The organism is Acidobacteriota bacterium (assembly GCA_016195325.1).
Taxonomy (GTDB): Bacteria; Acidobacteriota; Polarisedimenticolia; order JACPZX01; family JACPZX01; genus JACPZX01.
This window is the reverse complement of the sequence record JACPZX010000011.1, coordinates 63,243-81,837: the sequence shown is the minus strand read 5'-3', so window position 1 is coordinate 81,837 and position 18,595 is coordinate 63,243. Positions and strand designations below refer to the sequence as shown.

General features: G+C 68.1%; 11 protein-coding genes. 5 read left to right on the top strand and 6 right to left on the bottom strand.

Translation table 11 applies throughout. The features are described 5' to 3' along the window. The coding region (locus HY049_02005; GenBank protein ID MBI3447685.1) for a hypothetical protein at window positions 1-2,680 on the bottom strand (2,680 nt) is incomplete at its 3' end. 120 nt (window positions 2,681-2,800) lie between these two features. Next, on the bottom strand, window positions 2,801-4,960 hold the full coding sequence (locus HY049_02000) for a M3 family metallopeptidase (protein MBI3447684.1): 2,160 nt from the start codon (window positions 4,958-4,960) through the stop codon (window positions 2,801-2,803). Between the two features lie 138 nt (window positions 4,961-5,098). Here HY049_02000 and HY049_01995 point away from each other — a divergent pair, with 138 nt between their 5' ends. Beyond that, window positions 5,099-6,379: an ATP-binding protein gene (locus HY049_01995; GenBank protein MBI3447683.1), complete on the top strand. Its 1,281-nt coding sequence runs from the start codon at window positions 5,099-5,101 to the stop codon at window positions 6,377-6,379. 15 nt (window positions 6,380-6,394) lie between these two features. Here the strand turns inward: HY049_01995 and HY049_01990 are convergent, their stop codons facing one another. Together HY049_01990 and HY049_01985 are read right to left on the bottom strand one after the other, a co-directional pair. After that, complete coding sequence (locus HY049_01990) at window positions 6,395-7,054, bottom strand: peroxiredoxin (protein ID MBI3447682.1); 660 nt, start codon at window positions 7,052-7,054, stop codon at window positions 6,395-6,397. Window positions 7,055-7,171: 117 nt separating this feature from the next. Then, window positions 7,172-8,335, bottom strand: coding sequence for an SGNH/GDSL hydrolase family protein (locus tag HY049_01985; GenBank protein MBI3447681.1), 1,164 nt, complete (start codon window positions 8,333-8,335; stop codon window positions 7,172-7,174). Window positions 8,336-8,506: 171 nt separating this feature from the next. Between HY049_01985 and HY049_01980 the strand changes: the two genes are divergently transcribed. Both HY049_01980 and HY049_01975 read left to right on the top strand, forming a co-directional pair. Continuing rightward, window positions 8,507-10,741 (top strand): protein kinase, encoded by a 2,235-nt coding sequence (locus tag HY049_01980; GenBank protein MBI3447680.1) that lies wholly within the window; start codon window positions 8,507-8,509, stop codon window positions 10,739-10,741. 104 nt (window positions 10,742-10,845) lie between these two features. Next, entirely contained in the window at window positions 10,846-13,434 is a 2,589-nt protein-coding gene (locus tag HY049_01975; protein ID MBI3447679.1) for a serine/threonine-protein kinase, read from the top strand. A 17-nt stretch (window positions 13,435-13,451) separates the two neighbouring features. Here HY049_01975 and HY049_01970 read toward each other — a convergent pair whose 3' ends face one another. Then, window positions 13,452-15,308, bottom strand: coding sequence for a putative metal-binding motif-containing protein (locus tag HY049_01970; protein MBI3447678.1), 1,857 nt, complete (start codon window positions 15,306-15,308; stop codon window positions 13,452-13,454). A gap of 247 nt (window positions 15,309-15,555) precedes the next feature. On the opposite strand from HY049_01970, the gene HY049_01965 reads away from it, so the two are divergent. Next, window positions 15,556-15,771 (top strand): hypothetical protein, encoded by a 216-nt coding sequence (locus HY049_01965; protein MBI3447677.1) that lies wholly within the window; start codon window positions 15,556-15,558, stop codon window positions 15,769-15,771. Further along, the gene (locus HY049_01960) at window positions 15,768-16,493 is read left to right on the top strand and encodes an MBL fold metallo-hydrolase (protein ID MBI3447676.1); all 726 of its coding nucleotides are present in this window, start codon (window positions 15,768-15,770) and stop codon (window positions 16,491-16,493) included. Before HY049_01965 ends, HY049_01960 begins: the two co-directional genes overlap by 4 nt. Window positions 16,494-16,503: 10 nt before the next feature. Here HY049_01960 and HY049_01955 read toward each other — a convergent pair whose 3' ends face one another. Next, on the bottom strand, window positions 16,504-18,306 hold the full coding sequence (locus tag HY049_01955) for a hypothetical protein (GenBank protein ID MBI3447675.1): 1,803 nt from the start codon (window positions 18,304-18,306) through the stop codon (window positions 16,504-16,506). Window positions 18,307-18,595 lie beyond the last annotated feature (289 nt).

The window sequence follows — 18,595 nt, the reverse complement described above, 5'->3', positions numbered from 1 at the left end:
TGTCCACGAGCTGGCCACCCTGGCAGGTGCGGGAGCCACTGGAAATGCACGCCCCGACGCCGCACGTCGTCGCCACCGCGGCGATGCCGTTGTCGATCGATCCATCGCAGTCGTTGTCGATCCCATCGCACGTCTCGGGCGCGGGTGTGCCGGCGACGCAGCTGTTCACGAGTTGGCCGCCCTGGCACGTTCGAGAGCCACTTGAACTGCACGCGCCCACCCCGCACGTCGTGGCCACCGCGGCGATTCCGTTGTCGATCGAGCCGTCGCAGTTGTTGTCGATTCCGTCGCACACTTCGGGAGAGGCCTGCAGGTTCTGGAGGCACAGGAGCGCCCCGCTCTGGCACGCGCGCGTCCCCGTCGAGCAGACTCCGGGAACGCCGGTCGCGCAGGCGCCGCCGCCCCCCGGGTTGTTCTCGTCCACCTGGCCGTTGCAGTTGTTGTCGCTGCCGTCGCAAACCTCGGACTTGAGGGGCGACGCGGCGGGATCGTGGTCGTTGCAGTCGAGGTCCGACGGCGAGCCGTCCGCGTCCAGATCCTGGATCGCGTTGCCGCAGACGCCGATCGATCGGGGCGAGTTCCGGAGGGAGGTGCCGTACGTGGCGGCTCCGCAGTTGTTGACGTCCCGGATCATGTAGTACCAGCCGTTCAGGAGCGGCGGGTTGGGCCTCGGGTCCTGCCAGGTGCCCCCGCCGGTGAAGGCGGCGACGCAGAAGTCCTCCTCGAACGTGTGGATCGCAGAGAACCGGCTCAGGAGCCCGGAGACGATCTCGTAGTGGGTTCCCGAGCCGATGTTCTGGAGATCGTACGCGAGCGTGGTCGGCGACGTGGTCGTGGCCCTCACGTTCGCCACCTCGGCGGGGACTCCCCACGTGGTCACGTCGTACGGCGCGCAGTCGCCGGCGTTCGCGACGCCGTCGTTGTCGATGTCGGGGTCGACGCAATCGGCCAGGGCGTCCGCGTCGGTGTTGGGGAAACCCTCATCCACCGATCCATTGCAGTTGTTGTCGAGTCCGTCACAGATCTCGGTCGACGCCTGCGTGCTCTGCACGCAGTTCAACGCCCCCGACTGGCAGGTGCGGATGCCCGCCGAGCACACGCCCGGCAGCCCCGTCGCGCACGCTCCCCCGCCCCCGGGATTGTTCTCGTCGATCTGGCCATCACAGTTGTTGTCGATCCCGTCGCAGATCTCCGTCGAGGGGACGCAGGAGGGACGCCACTCGTACGCGCCGATGTCGTTGTCGCCCGGCATCGGGTAATTCGGGATGCCGTCGCCGTCGTAGCCGCGGGAGGTGTTGTCCCGGTCCACGGAGGGGGCCCGCGACGCGAGCGCGCGGTCGATGAGGGGTGCGTTCGGATTGACGTGGTAGTCGCGGGACGCCTCGTTCACGTAGCGCGGGTCGAGCGAGATGTTTCCGTTCGCGGTGAAGAAGGTCGCGTCGCTCAGGTCACCGCCGACCTGGTTCTTCTGGTTCCCGAAGACGTCGTTCGACTCGAGGCTCGTGCTCGGCGTCGAGCCGAGATCCAGCTTGTAGATGCCGCCGCCGCTCCCGGCGAAGAGCAGGTGGTTGCCGGTGATGGCGTTGTTCGACACGATGATCGGCAACGTCACGTCGCTGAGGCCGGAGTAGACGCCGCCGCCGAGCAGCGCGGTGTTGTTCGTGATCGTGTTGTTCACGATCTTCGAGATGTTGAGGTACGTGTAGACGCCGCCGCCCTTGGAGGTCGAGTTGCCCACGATGACGTTGTTGCTGATGATCGACTGCCCGACCGAAGTGGGAATGCTCAGAAGGCTCACGCCCGCGCCGAAGGTGTCGGTGACGTTGTCGGCGATGAGATTGCGATCGATGACGGTGGTGCCCGGCGGCGCGCTCGGGTCGGGCTCGGCGATGGAGATGCCGCCGCCGCTTCCCAGGGAGAAAGCGAGGTTGGCGTCGCCCGCCTGGTTTCCCTGGATCGTGTTGGCGAAGATCTGAGGCGTCGCGACGAAGCTGACGTAGATGCCGCCGCCGTAGCCGTACGTCTCGGCCGTCGAGGTGCCCGCCGCGGGGATCGCGCGGTTCCCGGTGATGACGTTGTTCGTGATGATCGGGGCGCCCCTCGAGACGTAGATGCCGGCGCCGTCGAACTCGCCGCGCGCGGGGGAGACGTTGTGGAGGACGTTGTTCTGGATGACGTTGTTGCGGATCGTCGGGGAGCTGAAGATGTAGAGGCCTCCCCCGCCCACGACGTTGGTGAGGGGCGCCGGCACCGCCTGCCCGGCTCCCCCGGTGATCGTGAACCCGTCGAGAACCGTCGTGGGGGTGTGGCCCGTCGAGAAGGTGACGACCGTGCACTGGGTGCCCGGCTTCTTGGAGCAGAAGTTGGTGTCGGTGCACGGTTTGCCCGACGAGCTGATCGTCGTGACGGCGGCGCCCCCCTGGGAGACGACGCTCACGTTCGGCCTCATCCGGAGCGCCTCGAGGTAGCTTCCCGGCGCGACGCTGACGAGATCCCCGCTCACGGCGACGCAGATGGCGTCCTGGATGCGGCAGTAGGGGCTCGCGAGCGTGCCGGAGCCTGTCGACGGGCAGGTGTTGTCGTCGACGTAGATCGTCGCCGCCGGAAGGGCGCTCCAGAGAAGAAGCGCGGCGAGACCTGAGATGATCCGCGCGGAGTGACGCCCGGCGTGATCTTTCATAGCCCCCGGATTCCGGTCCCGCGCCGCGCCTGCGCCGCGAGAGCTCGCCACCCATCCATTTCGAGAGGTGTGCAGGTTATACGGTTATTCCTGATGGGGTCAAGGGGTTTTTCGGAAGATTCATTGGGGAATCTGGATGAAGCCGCGGTCGCGCATCAGGGCGTCGATGCGGGCGTCCCGCCCGCGAAAGGCGCGGTACGCCTCGGCCGGATCGATCGCGTTCCGGACGGCGAAGAGGTTGTCCACGAGCTTCACCGCCAGCGCCGTGTCGTAGAACCCCCCGGGGGCCTGCTCGAACGCCTCCGCGGCATCCGACGTGAGGACGTCGGCCCACATGTAGCCGTAGTAGCAGGCCGCGTACCCCTCGCCCGAGAAGACGTGGCTGAACTGCGGGCTGCGGTGCCGCATGACGATCTCTTTCGGCATCTTCAGCTCGGCGAGGGTGGCGCGCTCGAAGGCCCCGGGGTCGATCCCCGTCGGGTCGGCCATGTGGAGCTTCAGATCGACGAGGGCCGAGGCGAGGTACTCGATCGTGGCGAACCCCTGGTTGAAGGTCGCGGCCCGCTTAATCTTCGCGATGAGCGGGGCCGGCATCGGGGCGCCCGTCCTGTAATGGACCAGATACGACCTGATCACCTCGTCGGTGAGGAGCCAGCGCTCGAGAAGCTGCGACTGGAACTCGGTGTAGTCGCGCACGCCGCCGTTGAGCGTCGGGTAGGCGACGTTCGACGAGAGGGCGTGGAGCGCGTGGCCGAACTCGTGGAAGAAAGTCCGGGCGTCGTCCCACGAGACGAGGACCGGCTCTCCCGGGGCGCCCTTGATGAAGTTGGAATTGTTCGAGGCGAGGACCGTCCGAAGACCGTCGAAGGTCTCGTGGCCGCGGTAGCTGTTGGCCCACGCTCCGGACCTCTTGCCCGTCCGCGCGTACGGGTCGAGGTACCAGAGGCCGACATGCTCACCGGTGGATTTCCGCTTCACCTCCCAGACCCGCATGTCCTCCTGGTAGACCGGGATCGACCCCTGCGGCACCGGCTCGAAGCTGAAATCGAAGAGCTTCCCGGCCACGAAGAACATCGCCTCCCTCAGCTTGTCGAGCTGGAGGTACTCCTTCACCTCCCCCGAGTCGAGGTCGTACTTCGCCTTCCGCACCTTCTCCGAGTAGTAGCGGTAGTCCCACGGCTCGATGGTGACGCCGACCCTTTCCTTGTCGGCGATCGCCTGCATGTCGGCGACCTCCTCCTTCACGCGCCCGATCGCCGCGGGCCACACGGCGGTCATCAGGGCGAGGGCGCGCTCGGGGGTTTTCGCCATGAGGCTCTCGAGCCGCCACTCGGCGTAGTTCCGGTATCCGAGAAGCCTCACGCGCTCGTAGCGAAGCTTCAGAATCTCGGCGATGATCGCGTTGTTGTCGCGCTCGTCGCCGTTGTCTCCCCGCGCGTAATACGTCCGCCACACCTTCTCGCGCAGGGTCCGCTCCGTCGAGAAGGTGAGGAACGGGTCCATCGACGAGCGCGTGTTGGTGACGGCGTACGATCCCGCCTTCCCGCGGTCTGCGGCGGCCGCCGCCGCGCCCTTCACGAACGACTCGGGAAGTCCGCCGAGCTGATCCTTCGTCAGGTAGGTGACGTACCCCTCCTCGTCGCCGAGGACGTTGTTGCCGAACTTCGTCTGCACCTCGGCGAGGCGCTTGTTGATCTCGGCGTATCGGGCGCGCGCGGCCCCCTCGAGCGTCGCCCCGTTGCTCCTGAACCGGTCGTACGTCAGCCAGACGAGGCGCCGCTCGTCGGGGCGGAGCGACGCGCGCTCCGGCGACTCGTACACCTTCTTGATCCGGGCGAAGAGGGCCTGATTCTGGATGATCTTCGAGTTGAACCCGGCGAGCTTCGGCGCCATTTCCCCCTGGACCTTCCGGAACTCGGGGGTCGAGAGGTTGCCGCCCCAGATCCCCCAGTACGTCAGGACCCGGTCGAGATCCCGGCCGGCGCGCTCCATCGCGACGAGGGTGTTCCTGAACGACGGCGGCTCGGGGTCTCCCGCGATGGCGTCGATCTCCTCGAGGTTCCTCGCCATGCCGGCCTCGAGCGCGGGCTCGAGGGCCGCGAGATCCATTCTGTCGAAGGCGGGCACGCCGCCGTGGGGTCCGCTCCACGGGGCCAGCAAGACGTTGTTGGTCACGATCCCCTCGCTCGGTGACTCCGCCCCGATACCCGTCGCCGCCGCTGCCGCCGCGAGCAGCGCGATTGCCGCGAGCCCGGCGGCCCCCTTGCCGTGTGCTCTCATCGATGGACCCCCTGGGACTGGTGAGGCGGGAGTGTACCTCACGACGGTCGTGGGGCGGGAAGAGGGCGGATCGAAGAGCTGAGCCGGAGAGTCTCGGGGGATCTTGACATACCGGTGTAGTCGAATAATTATTCGACTATGGTCGAATCCTACGTTCGCCTCGGCTATGACATGTGCCGGGAGGTCCTGTCCCAGCGCCTGGCCGAAGCGGCTCCCTCCAGGGTCCAGATCCTCACGGGGCCACGCCAGGTCGGAAAGACGACTCTGCTGCTCGACCTCGCCGAGTCCTTCGGCGAGAGCGCAGTCTACGCCGCGGGGGACGGGCCGGAAGCCGCGCTCCCCGGGCTCTGGGAGCGCGTCTGGCGAAGCGCCGAAGAGGCAGCGCTCCGCGACGGCCGCGCCGTGCTTTTTCTGGACGAAGTCCAGCACTTCGGCGACTGGGCCTCGCGCCTCAAGGGGGAATGGGACCGACTCCGCCGACGGCGAATTCCACTCCACGTCGTCGCCTCGGGCTCCTCGTCCCTTCGGCTGGGCGCCGGCTCGAAGGAGAGTCTGGCCGGCCGGTTCGAGCGTCTTGTCCTCGCCCATTGGTCGGCCCGAAGCCTCGCGAAGGCGTTCAGAGTAGAGCCTGCGAAGGCCGCGGATCTGGTGGTCCGGATGGGCGGGTATCCCGGCGCGTTCGCGATGCGTGCCGACCCCATCCGTTGCGCGGCCTACCTGAGGGACGCCATCCTCGAGCCGGCGCTGAACAGGGACATCCTCGCGCTCACCGACGTGCGAAGGCCCGCATTGCTGCGGCAGGTGTTCGCGACGTGCGTGGCCAGTCCGGCGCAGATCGTCTCTCTCCAGAAGATCCAGGGACAACTCCAGGACGCCGGCGCCCTGGAGACGATCGCGCACTATCTCCAGCTTCTCGAGGATGCATATCTGGTCGCGTCGATCGAGAAGCACTCGTCGCGTCCCGCGCGGAGTCGCGCCGCGCCGCCGAAGCTCGTCGTGCTGAACAACGGGATTCTTGCGGGCATGGATCCGCGCGGCACTCCCGAACGATCGATCGAGCCGGCACGGTTCGGCGCGTGGGTCGAGAACGCATGCCTCTCCATGGCGTGGAACTCGGGCCAGAGACTCACCTACTGGCGCGAGGAGCCCTTCGAGGTGGATGGCGTCGTCGAGGGAAGCTGGGGCCGATGGGCCCTCGAGGTGAACACCGGCTCCGTCGGCTCGGCCGATCTGCGCGGTCTCTTCGAGTTCACCCGCCGTTTTCCGGATTACAGGGCGCTGGTTCTGTGCGAGCCCAGGGAGCGCGCCGCGGTCGAGCGTCTCGGCGCCGCGGCACTCTCGTGGAGGGATTTCCTTCTCGCCGGACCTCCTGCGGCGCCCGCAGTCGCGCGCGCGCCGAAGGCCCGGCGAAAAAGGTAGTCGAGGAGCGGCCCTCTACTTCGGCTGCGGGACGATTCGCAGGTACGGCTTCGGCGACTTCCAGCCGCCGGGGAACTTCTGGCGCGCGTCGTCGTCGGAGACGGCCGGCACGATGATGACGTCCTCGCCGTGCTTCCAGTTCACGGGCGTCGCGACCTTGTGCTTCGCCGTGAGCTGGCAGGAGTCGAGGAGGCGCATCACCTCGTCGAAGTTGCGCCCGGTGCTCATCGGGTAGACGAGCATCGCCTTGATGTTCTTGTCGGGGCCGATGACGTACACCGTGCGCACCGTGAGGTTGTCGACGGCCGTGCGCCCCTTCGAGCTCATCCCGGCGTCCGCCGGAAGCATCTCGTAGAGCTTCGCCACGGCGAGATCGGAGTCCCCGATCATCGGGTACCCCGGCATGTTCCCGGTGACGTCCTTGATGTCGGCGGCCCAGCGCTTGTGATCCTCGACCGGATCGACGCTGAGGCCGATGACCTTCGTGTTCCGCTTGTCGAACTGCGGCTGCAGGCCGGCCATGTACCCCAGCTCGGTCGTGCAGACGGGGGTGAAGTCCTTCGGGTGCGAGAAGAGGATGCACCACGAGTCGCCGATCCACTCGTGGAAGCTGATCTTCCCCTGGGTCGTATCGGCGGTGAAATCGGGAGCCTTCGATCCGATGCGCAAGTTCATGGGCGTCTCCTCCGAGGAGTGATGTTGGTCCGGTGTTGGATGGCGTGATTCTCACCCAGCCGGCGCGCGAACGCAACCCATGGCGGGGCCACCGGACCGCGCCGAAACGGTGACTCGTCAGGGGAACCCCGCGCTCCTGAGGAAATCAGCGACGGCGCGCGCCGCGAGCGCGTGGCCCTCGGGGCTCCAGTGGTACTCGTGCCGGAAGTACAGCCGCGCCCGCTCCCCGTTTTCGAAGGCGGGGATCAGGTCGTGGCAGGCCGTGCCGGTTTGCGAGCACCAGGCCTGGACCATCTCCTGTGGATGACGGCGAGAGAGAGTCGTCGGCTCGACCCCCAGCCACGCCACCCACTGATTCCAGTTCTCCTCGGAGATCTGCCACGGGGCGGGCACCATGACGATGGCCAGCTTCGCTCCGTCCGCGACGACCTCACCCTTGAGCGCGTCGAGGATGCGGTAGGCCCGGCGCCACGGCTCCGGAATGGAGCCATCGGCCGGCGTAGCGCGAAACGCGACGACGTAGGGCACGGGCTCCTGCTCGCGGATCGACGGTTTCGCCCTGCGCTCCTCGCGGCGCGAGACCATCTCGTCCCATCGGTCGCGGAGGAGCACGTAGAGCATCGAGTGGGATCTCAGCCAAGCGGTGAGCGACCCGCGCGAGGCGCCCGCCGTGCGGTCCGTGTGCCGGGCGAGGTAGTCCGGCTTCGTCACGTACCGGAGCGGCACGCCGTCTGCGCCGTCCACCGCATCGAGAAAGGAATCCGGGGCCAGATCGTTGATGAAGAACGCGAGGAGGACGAGATCGGGTCCATAGGATCGATTCCGGTGCTTGTAGCTCAGGTACTCCTGCCCGAGATCGTACCCGCGCACGCCGGCATTGATGACCTCGACGCCGTCGAGCAGCCCCTCGAGCCGCCGCGCCATCGTCTCTTGAACGCGCACCCCCTCCCCGTACATGAACGAGTCGCCCAGCACGAGGATGCGCTTCGCGCCAGGCTGCTTCTCGAGAGAGTGCTCGACGTCCCTGAGGCCGCGCGAGTTGATCTCGTCCTTGATGAGGAAAGCCCCTCCCTTCACGACGATCCTGGAGGAGTTCGGGATGGGACTGAACCCGAGCAGGGGGTCTTCGATGCTGAAGACGTCTCCGAGGAACATCGTCTCGCCGTCGTGGAGGATGCGGTGCGCCGCGATCCGCAGCGCCCCTTCGAACACCAGGAGAGCGAAGGCCGAGGAGATCGCGAGGAGAAGGAGCCGTCCCACCGCCGTCCGACCTCGACCCATGACGTGCCCTCTCATCGCACCTCCAAGATGGCTCCAAATTCACTCGCGCGCGAGGCGCTTCGAGGGGCCGGCGGCCCCCGGCGGGTTGGCGGGACGCCGGCCGGGGCGGCTAGAATGGCGCCCGTCCCCGCCCGAGAAGACGAAGCTCGACGAGAAGAGGCCCCGCACGCGATGGAATCGCTGATCGGCAAGACCGTCTCCCACTACAACGTCACCCGCGAGCTCGGCCGCGGGGGGATGGGCGTCGTCTACGAGGCCGAGGACACCCGTCTCGGCCGGCACGTCGCGCTGAAGTTCCTCTCCCAGGAGATGGACCAGGACGCGCAGAGCCTCGAGCGCTTCCAGCGCGAGGCGCGCGCCTCCTCGGCGCTGAACCACCCCAACATCTGCACCGTCCACGCCATCGAGCAGCACGAGCGCCGCCACTTCATCGTGATGGAGCTTCTCGAGGGGCAGACACTCGCGCGGATGATCGGCCGCCAGTCGTTCGAGCTGGGGCCGCTCGTCGAGATGGGAATCCAGATCGCCGACGCGCTCGAGTCCGCCCACGCCCGCGGCATCGTCCACCGCGACATCAAGCCGGCCAACATCTTCGTCAACTCGCGCAACCAGGTGAAGGTCCTCGACTTCGGCCTCGCCAAAATCGAGGGATCCGCCCGCCCGAACGCCGCCCCCGGCACCGACTCGCGCATGGACACCGTCGGCCAGGTGGACGAGCTCACCAAGCGCGGCGTCGCCCTCGGCACCGTCTCGTACATGTCCCCGGAGCAGGCGCGCGGCCAGCTCACCGACGCCCGCACCGATCTCTTCTCCCTGGGCACCGTCCTGTACCAGATGGCCTCCGGCAAGCTCTCCTTCCAGGGGGAGACGTCGGCCGTCATCTTCGACGCCATCCTCAACCGCGATCCGGAGCCAATCGGCAAGAGCGGCGCCTCCATCCCTCCCGAGTTCGGCCGCATCCTGGGGAAGGCCCTCGAGAAGGACCGGAACATGCGCTACCAGACCGCCACCGATCTGAAGACCGACCTCATCCGGATGCGCCGCGATCTCGACTCGGGGCGCCGGCAGGCCGCGGAGATCGGCGACTCGCGCGGCGGCGCCGAGAGGCAGGCGCCGAAGTCGATCGCCGTCCTCTACTTCGAGAACCTCAGCGGCATCAAGGAGGACGAGTACTTCCGCGACGGCATCACCGAGGACATCATCACCGAGCTTTCGAAAATCAAGGGGCTGAACATCTTCTCGCGCCCGACGGTCCTCGCCTACCGCGACAAGCAGGTGACGCCGGCGCAGATCGGACAGCAGCTCCGCGCGGCGTACGTCCTCGCGGGGTCCCTTCGCCGCGCCGGCGCGCGCCTTCGCATCAACGCGCAGCTCGTCGACACGCACACCGACTTTCCCCTCTGGTCGGAGCGCTACGACCGCGAGATGAAGGACGTCTTCGAGGTGCAGGACGAGATCGCGCGGAAGATCGCCGAGGCGCTTCGCATCACGCTGTCGCCCCAGGAGCAGGAGGCGCTCGCGGCCAAGCCGACGGAGAACCTCCAGGCGTACGACCTCTTCCTTCGCGGCAAGAGCTACGCGCGCCGGCTGACGCGTCAGGATCTCGAGTTCGCGGCGCAGATGCTCGAGAACGCGGTCGCCCTCGATCCCACCTTCGCCCTCGCCTACGCCGCCCTCGCCAACGTGGCGGCGCAGCATCACTACCACTACGGCCGCGATCCTGTGTGGATGGAGCGCGCTCAATCGGCCTCGTCGCGGGCCGTCGAGCTCTCCGCCGATCTTCCCGAGGCGCAGGTCGCCCAGGCCTGGGTCAAGTACGCGCGGGGCCAGCACGACGAGGCGATCGCGCACGCGCGGGCCGCGATCGATCGCAAGCGGGACTGCGAGGGGGCCTACTATCTTCTCGGCCGCGCGCTGTTCGCCGCGGGACGCTACCAGGAGGTCGCGTCGATCGCCGATGCGGCTCTCGATGCCTGCGGTGAGGACTACAACGTCTACGTCCCTTTGCTGAACGCCCTCGGGGCTCTCGGCAAGGACGAGCAGGTTCGCAACGTTCGGCTGCGCCGGATCACCGTCCTAGAGAATCACCTGAAGAAAATTCCCGAGGACGCCCGCGCCCGGATTCACCTGGCGGTGGAGTACGCGAACACGAACCGCGTCGAGGACTCTAAGCGCGAGGCCGATCTTGCCGTCGCGCTGCGGCCGAACGACGCGACGGTCCTCTACAACGCGGCGTGCGTCTTCTGCCTTTCGAAGAAGAAGGCGGAGGCGCTCGAGGCGATCCGGAAGGCCTGGGAGGCGGGGTTCAAGGACGCGGACTGGGCGCGACGGGATCCGGACCTCGCGCTGCTCCACGGCGATCCGGAGTTCGACAAGCTGTACCCGGAGACGAAGCCCGGGGGGTGAACCCTGTCTACACTTGTTGAAAGCTGTAGACATCGTCTGGCTCCGCTCGGTGCCCTCTCCGGGGGGGCGCCCCTCGTCCTCCCGTCTGCTACCCTCCCCGTCCCATGCCCATCCCCCCGGGAACCCGCCTCGGCCCTCACGACATCCTCGCCCCGCTCGGCGCCGGCGGGATGGGTGAGGTCTACCGCGCGCGCGACACGCGGCTCGACCGCGAAGTAGCCGTCAAGGTGCTGCCCGCGCACTTGTCCCAGGACGCCGACGCGCGCGCGCGGTTCGAGCGCGAGGCGAAGTCCGTGGCCGCCCTCTCCCACCCGAACATCCTCGCCATCCACGACTTCGGACAGGAAGGGACGACCGCGTACGCCGTCACCGAGCTCCTCGAAGGCGAGACGCTCCGGGAGCGGATGGGCGGCGCGCCGATGCCGGCGCGAAAGGCGATCGACGCCGCGCAGCAGATCGTGCAGGGGCTCGCGGCGGCGCACGACAAGGGGGTCGTCCACCGCGACCTGAAGCCCGAGAACATCTGGGTGACGAAGGACGGGCGGATCAAGATCCTCGACTTCGGCCTCGCGAAGACGGCGTCGCGGGAGGGGGCGGACCTCACCAGCGCGCCGACGGCCCAGCAGGCGACGACCCCGGGGACGGTCATGGGAACCGCCGGGTACATGTCCCCCGAGCAGGTGCGCGGGAAGCCCGTGGACTCGCGCACCGACATTTTCTCGTTCGGCGCGATCCTCTACGAGATGGTCGCCGGGACGCGCCCCTTCCGCGGCGAGACCACGGCCGACACGATGAGCGCGATCCTCAAGGAGGACCCGCCGGAGCTGACGAAGACGGGAAGGAGCGTCCCGCCGGGGCTCGAGCGCATCGTCCACCACTGTCTGGAGAAGAGCCCCGAGGAGAGGTTCCAGTCGGCGCGCGACGTCGCCTTCGCGCTGCAGTCGCTCTCGACGGCGACGGGATCGACGGCGCAGCCCGCCGTGCAGGGGGCGAGCCGCGTCACGAAGCGTGGGATCGCCTCCACGGCTGTCCTCCTGATGGTCGCGGCCGCCGCGGCCGGCGGATGGATGGCCGGGTCGAGAGGCGCGGTGAAAGCGCCGCCGGCGTGGCACCGCCTCACGTTCCGGCGCGGGACGGTCTGGTCGGCGCGCTTCGCGCCGGACGGGAAGACGATCGTCTACGGCGCGGCCTTCGAGGGGAAGCCCGTCGAGCTGTTCATGACGCGCCCCGAGAGCCCCGAGTCGAAGCCGCTGGGCTTTCCGAAGACCGACATCCTGTCGATCTCCTCGGCGGGGGAGCTGGCGATCATGTCGGGGGCGCACACCGGAACGTGGGGTTACGGGCGGTACGGGACGCTGGCGCGCATGCCCCTGGTCGGCGGGTCGCCGCGGCCGATCCTGGACGACGTCTACTTCGCCGACTGGTCCCCCGACGGGAAGGATCTCGCCGCCTCGCGACTGGTCGGCGGGTTGACGCGCATCGAGTATCCGATAGGAACCGTCGTCCGCGAGTCGGTCAGCCTCGTCAACCCGCGCGTCTCCCCCGATGGGACGCTCGTGGCCTTCTTCGACAGCGCCCAGACCTCCAGCGTCTCGGTCTCCGTCGTGGACAAAGCGGGAAAGACGAGGGCGCTGACCTCCGGCTGGGGCGACTGGTGGTACCTCTGCTGGTCGCCCGACGGCAAGGAGGTCTGGTTCGCGTCACCCGAGCCGGGGGCCTCCGCCAACACGAGCGCCCTCTATGCGGTCGATCTGTCGGGGAAGGTCAGGCTCCTCGCCCGCGTGCCCGGAACGCTCGAGCTTCACGACGTGTCGAAAGACGGACGCGCCCTCGTCGGGCGGGTCAACTACCGCGGCGTCCTCCGCGCGATGCTGCCGGGCGATCCGAAGGAGCGCGATCTCTCGTGGCTCGACGCCTCGTACGCGGCGGACATCTCGATCGACGGGAGAATTCTCGTCCTCACCGAGAGAGGTGAGGGAGGCGGCGCCGGCTCCTCGATCTACGTTCGGAACTCGGACGGGGGCGCGGCGACGCTCATCGGCGAGGGAAACGCTTTCACTCTGTCACCCGACGGGAAGTGGGTGCTCTCCCGGCAGGCGTCGGACAACAATGAGCGACTCTCCCTCCTGCCGACCGGCGCCGGCAACCCCGTCGCGGTGAAGACCCCGGGGCTCGTGGGGTTCAACTGGGGGAACTGGTTCCCGGACGGGAGGCGACTGTTGCTCGACGCGCGCGAGGCGAATCACGCCGCGCGTCTCTACGTGGTGCCGGTCGACGGGGGAACGGCCAAGGCGATCTCTCCTGAAGGCTTCGGCCTCAAGGCGTTCGGCAGATCGATCTCGCCCGACGGAAAGCTCGTTGCGGCGATCGATCCGAACGGTCTGCCGTGGCTCTTCCCGACGGAGGGCGGCGACGGGAAGCCGATCGCCGGCATGGCGGCCGGCGAGGTGCCGCTGCAGTGGAGCACCGACGGTCGCTCGCTCTACATCGTGAAGGGGGGCGAGGTCCCGGGGAGGGTGTGGCGCCTCGACCTCGCGACGGCGAAGCGGGATCACGTCGTCGAGCTGTCGCCCGCCGACCTCTCCGGCGTGACGAGCCTCGAGGCGATCCTGATCACGCCGGACGGCCGCTCGTACGCCTACTCGTACCACAACAACATCTCGGACCTGTACCTGGTGGACGGGCTGAAGTAGTCCGCAGGCAAGTCAGCTCACTTCGTCACGGTCGTCGCGACGACTGGGCTGAAGAGCTTCCGCAGCGGGTCCGACTTCGGCACGTTGACGTCGATCCCGAAGACCCGGACGAAGAGCGCGCCTCCGTTCGTCGCCTTCTTGCAGAGGCTGGTCCAGGTCTTCGCTTTCACGTGCCAGGTGGTCACCTTGAGCGGCGTCGATCCGCTCGTGACGAATGTGCCCGTCGTGAAGGCCGCGCTCGTCCCGATGTACGCCCTGAACTTGTCGTACTGGGCCGCGTTCCATGTGATCGTCGGCTGGGAGGTGGCCGGGGCGGTGCAATCGAGGACGCCTGCCGAAGCGGGCGCCGTCACGGCGAGCCCGCACCCTCCCGACACGTCATCCACGACGCCGTTGCAGTCGTCGTCCAGTCCGTTGCACACCTCCGTGGCGGGAGCCGAATCTGCCAGGCACGAGAGCGCCCCGCCCAGACAGGCCGTCGTCCCCTGGTCGCAGATGCCGGGCAGCCCGGTGGAGCAGGTCGCGCCGCCGCCCGGATCGCCCTCGTCGATCTGGTTGTTGCAGTTGTTGTCGATGCCGTCGCAGACCTCGGGGGTGCACGCCATCGACGTGACGCAGTGGACGGGCGAGACGACCTCGTAGCCGACGTCGCCGCACTTGCCGAGGCGGCAGTTGGCGACCGTCGTGACGCTCGTTTCCGGCTTCTTCCCGAACATCGTCCTCAGGCGAAGGCACGAGCCGAGGGGAACCTGCACTCCCGAGATGGACGTCGACGTCGACTCGATCCGGCTCAACGGAGCGGTGAAATTCGGATCCGACGGCGACGCGACCTCCAGGACGAAACGAACCAGCCCGCCGAACTTCGAGGCGATGTCCATCACGCCGACTCCCGGGGCCCGCGACGGGTCCCTCAGGGCGCCGAGGCACGGAGGGTTGGAACCGACGCAGTCGCCTCCTCCCATGCTCGGATGGGTCGTCGGTCGCACGCTCAGGTCGCTGAACACGGTCACTCCGGGCCACCCCAGGTCGATGACGCGATCCGAGTTCGGGTCGCCGCCGTTCACCGGCACGTTGCCCGTGATGCCGGGATCGGGCGTCGGCTGCCACGGGATGACGTTCGCCCTGTTGGGATCGTTCGGATTGATCGCGCCGTTCGCGACGTCGCGAAAGCGGTAGAAGCCGGGGCGGAAGTCGCAGGGGGCGGCGTTGGTGCCGGCGCCGCCCGCGCACGCGCCGTCGCCGCCGGTGTTCCCCCGGTTGAGCGTGGCGATCGCCGCGAAGGCGAAGGCGTCCGCGTTCTTGTTCTTGAGGAGGAGCGCCATCGGGTAGTCCTGCTGCCAGTTGAGCGAGTAGTACCCCGGCGCCCCCGATCGGGCGTCATAGACGTTGTAGTACGGGTTCAGGATGTCGTCGTTGTTGTTGCTCAGGATCGTGCCCCGGTCGTTGTCGCAGCATCCGTCGATGCCCGTGCTCCCCCAGTTGTTGTTGGACAGACACGTCGCTCCGGCCGGCATGAGCACGCTCTGCGTGGCGTAGTAGGCGTCCTTGAGATCGACGCCGACGAGGCCCGAATCGTTTCCGTTGAAGGTACTGACACCCGAATTGCCGGAGCCGCTCGAGCCGAGGCCGTTGTCGGTCGTCGCGTTGCCGAATCCGACCTGCCAGAAGAGGGCGGAGATGTTGGCGACATGGCCGTTCGGGTCGACGACGTAGACGTTGGGGTCGAAGTCGGGAGGGGGCTGGATGAAGGCGAGATCTCCGCACTGGAAGATGGCGAACCCTCCGAACTCGAAGCAGTTGGCGAACGGGCCTTGAGTCGCGCCCGCGGCGACGGCCGCCAGGAGCAGGGCGCGAAGGACTTTGCTCGGTTTCACGACCTGGCTCTCCCCTCTGGCGACCCCGATGAATGCGAGCGCGAGCGAGACATCAGGGTATCACCCAGGGACTCCATCGTAGCGCGCGGCGGGACCAACCCTCGCACCCGAAAAGATGCTCCTCGGGCCCCGCGTCGCCCACCGGGAATATCCCGCCAAGCCAGCATTCCGATAGGGGCCCGAGCCCCAGCGGTGTGTTAGCCTTTCGCCTTCAAGGGGGCAGGTAGGGCCGGCCGAGGAGAGATCGATGTCCGATCGCGGCGACCGGCTTCGCGTGGACTTCAACGACCAGGGTTACCTGCTCGTGTTCGACGAGCGCGGCGTGGTGATCCACGTCACCGACTACCATGCCGGGCCGCTCAGGGTCTCGTGGGAGACGCTGGCCGGATGGCGGCGCCAGGCGACGCCGGAGCAGAGGGCGCTCCCCTTCCCGACTCCGCTCCCCAAGGAGGCCCGCGCATGATCACGAACTCGGAGTCCGGCACCCGCATCGACGAGATCTCCTCCGGCATCTACCGCATCAGCACCCCCGTGCGGGATTTCCCGGGAGGGTTCAGCTTCAACCAGATCCTCGTCGTGGACGATGCGCCTCTTCTCTGGCACACCGGCCCGCGGCGGATGTTCCCGCTTACCCGCGGGGCGATCGCCCGCGTGATGCCGGTGGAGCGCCTCCGCTTCGTGGGGCTCTCGCACTTCGAGGCCGACGAGTGCGGAGCGATGAACGAGTTCCTCGCCGTCGCCCCCGCCGCAGTCCCTCTGTGCGGCCGGGTCGCCGCAATGGTCTCGGTCGGCGATGTCGCCGATCGCCCGCCGCGCGCGATGTCCGACGGGGAGATCTTGTCGCTCGGCAAGCGGAGCGTGAGGTGGTTCGACACCCCGCACGTCCCCCACGGCTGGGAGTGCGGCTCCCTCTTCGAGGGGAGCACGCGCACGCTCCTGTGCGGCGATCTCTTCACGCAGGGAGGCGCCGACAATCCGCCCGTCACCGAGAAGGACGTTCTTGGGCCGAGCGAGGCCTTCCGGAAGCAGATGGACTACTACGCCCACGCCCCCGGCACGCGCGCGACCCTCGAGCGCCTCGCTTCAATGGAGCCGACGACCCTCGCCTGCATGCACGGCAGCGCGTGGAAGGGTGACGGCGGGAAGCTGCTCCGGGCGCTGGCGGGTGAGGTGGAGAAGGCGTGAGGCGCGCCTCTCACCGCGTCACGATCACGAGGACGACCGGGCCCGAGGCCTGCCGGGTGGGATCCCCCTCAGGCAGATCGCGATCGGCTCCGGAGACCTTCAGGTAGAGCCTCGGCGACCTCGGATGCGCGGCGAGGGCCGACGCGCAGATCTTTTCCCACTTCTTCGCCGGTGGCATCCACGAGGTCGTCGTCAGGCGGCGGCTCCCGCTGTCGAGAGTGTGCCCGGCGTCGAAGGCCGGGTCCCACGCCACGTGGACCCGGAAGGTCTCGTACCCGTCGGCGCTCCACGTGAAGGTCGGCTGGGAAGCGAGCGGGTCGGAGCAGTCGAGAGTGTCCGCGACGGCGGGGGCGATGAGAGTGGGCGCCCGCCCCGAGAATCTCTGGCCGAAGATCCCCGTGGACGATCCGTCCTCGAACTGGCTCTCCCACGCGACCACGAAGTTGCCGGAAGGGCCGACGGCGATCGCCTGGAGGAGCTGATGCCCGGGAGCGTAGGTATTGATCTCGAACTCCGGGCCGGTGGGCTTGTCGTTCCGGTCGAACCGCCGCCCCGCGACGGCCAGCCCGTACCCGGAATAGGTGTAGCTCGTCCAGGTCGCCACGAAGTCGCCGTCGCGATCCAGACCGACGGCGGGATAGAACTGCCATCCGGGCATGGTCCCGCTGACCTGGAACTCGGGCGCGATCGCGTTCCTCGTCCTGTCGAACCGCCGCGCGAAGATGCCGTACCCGGAATTGCCCGGGCCAAATCCTTGCCACGCCACCACGAAATCACCCGAGTCGCTGATTCCGACGGACGGTTGACGCTGCCGGCCGGTCGTGAAGGTGTTGACCTGGAATTCGTGGTCCGGGTCGACTCCTCGGCTGTCGAACCACTTCGCGATGATGGCTTCGTCCGAGCCGTCCTGGCCGTCGCTCTGCCAGGCGACGACGAAGTTGCCGGCGGAGTCCATCGCGACCGAAGGCTGGGACTGCGATCCCATCGTGTGCTCATTGATCCGGAACTCGGGCCCGGCCGCAGAGCCGTTGCCCCTGAAGCGCTGTCCAAATACGCCGTAGCCTGAGCCGTCCCGGCCGTCGCTCTGCCAGACGACGACAAAGTCGCCTTCCCCGTCCATGCCAATCACCGGGTAGGGGTACCCCTCCTGAGGGCCGGTATTCACGCGGAACTCCGCCCCCTTCGGCTCCCCCGCGCTTGAAAAGGAACGCCCGAGCACCTCGAAGGCAGGTGGGCGTTGGCGTTCGAGAGCGGCCCACACCACGACGAAGTCCCCCGCGGGGTTCATCGCTGCGGCGGGGGTGAAGTGGACCCCGCGTGGAAGGCCCGAGACCCTGAATTCGGAGCCGACGCGCGCGCCTGTCGCCGCGAACCTCTGGCCGAAGACGCCGACGCCAAATCCGTCCGGCTCGAGGCTGTGCCAGACCACGACGAAGTTCCCGAAAGCATCGGTGGCGACCGCCGGCCAGTCCTGGCCGGACGTCGTGAACGTGTTCACCTGGAACTCGCGCCCTTGCCGAGCGACCGCGGCATGGGCCGACCCCGACGAGAGCGCGCCGATGACGACGACGGCGATCCCGGTCGCGGCCATCAACAGCGCGAGAGCGATGACGGCCGCGGCGAGGGCGCACCCCCTCCCCAGTCCCACCGTCGTGCGGTTGTAGATCCGGTTGTACGCCGCGCGCCTCGGGTTCGTGAGCCAGCCCCAGCCGCGCGGGGCTTTCAGGCCGAGCGAGTGGCGGACGACGCGCCGCCAAGACGTGCGCGCGGCGACGCGCTTTCTCCAGGACGGCACCCTGAGACCGAACTTCAATCCAAGTCCTCCTCGCGCGGCGCGTTACGATAACACGGGGACATGTCGTCGCAGCCGGGGGCAAGTGCGCCCCGCCCCGGGAGTGGGCCCTACATATATATACCCCGCGAGCGGGCCTCCCGGTGCGGAGAGGAGTCCCCGTCGTGATGGGTCCCGAGCGCCCTTCTGTTATACTCGCCCTCTCATCCCAGCATCGGCGCGGGGCTCGAGGCCAGGCCCCTCATGCCTCAGCCCGACATGTGTCGAGCCGGTGCTCGGTCGCCGGGGAACGACGCGCCGTGAGTCGAGC

Bases quoted from the DNA above. Each gene is read 5' to 3' on its own strand.
- HY049_02000 (MBI3447684.1), bottom strand. From the start codon at position 4,960: ATGAGAGCACACGGCAAGGGGGCCGCCGGGCTCGCGGCAATCGCGCTG.
- HY049_01995 (MBI3447683.1), top strand. From the start codon at position 5,099: ATGGTCGAATCCTACGTTCGCCTCGGCTATGACATGTGCCGGGAGGTC.
- HY049_01990 (MBI3447682.1), bottom strand. From the start codon at position 7,054: ATGAACTTGCGCATCGGATCGAAGGCTCCCGATTTCACCGCCGATACG.
- HY049_01985 (MBI3447681.1), bottom strand. From the start codon at position 8,335: ATGGGTCGAGGTCGGACGGCGGTGGGACGGCTCCTTCTCCTCGCGATC.
- HY049_01980 (MBI3447680.1), top strand. From the start codon at position 8,507: ATGGAATCGCTGATCGGCAAGACCGTCTCCCACTACAACGTCACCCGC.
- HY049_01975 (MBI3447679.1), top strand. From the start codon at position 10,846: ATGCCCATCCCCCCGGGAACCCGCCTCGGCCCTCACGACATCCTCGCC.
- HY049_01965 (MBI3447677.1), top strand. From the start codon at position 15,556: ATGTCCGATCGCGGCGACCGGCTTCGCGTGGACTTCAACGACCAGGGT.
- HY049_01960 (MBI3447676.1), top strand. From the start codon at position 15,768: ATGATCACGAACTCGGAGTCCGGCACCCGCATCGACGAGATCTCCTCC.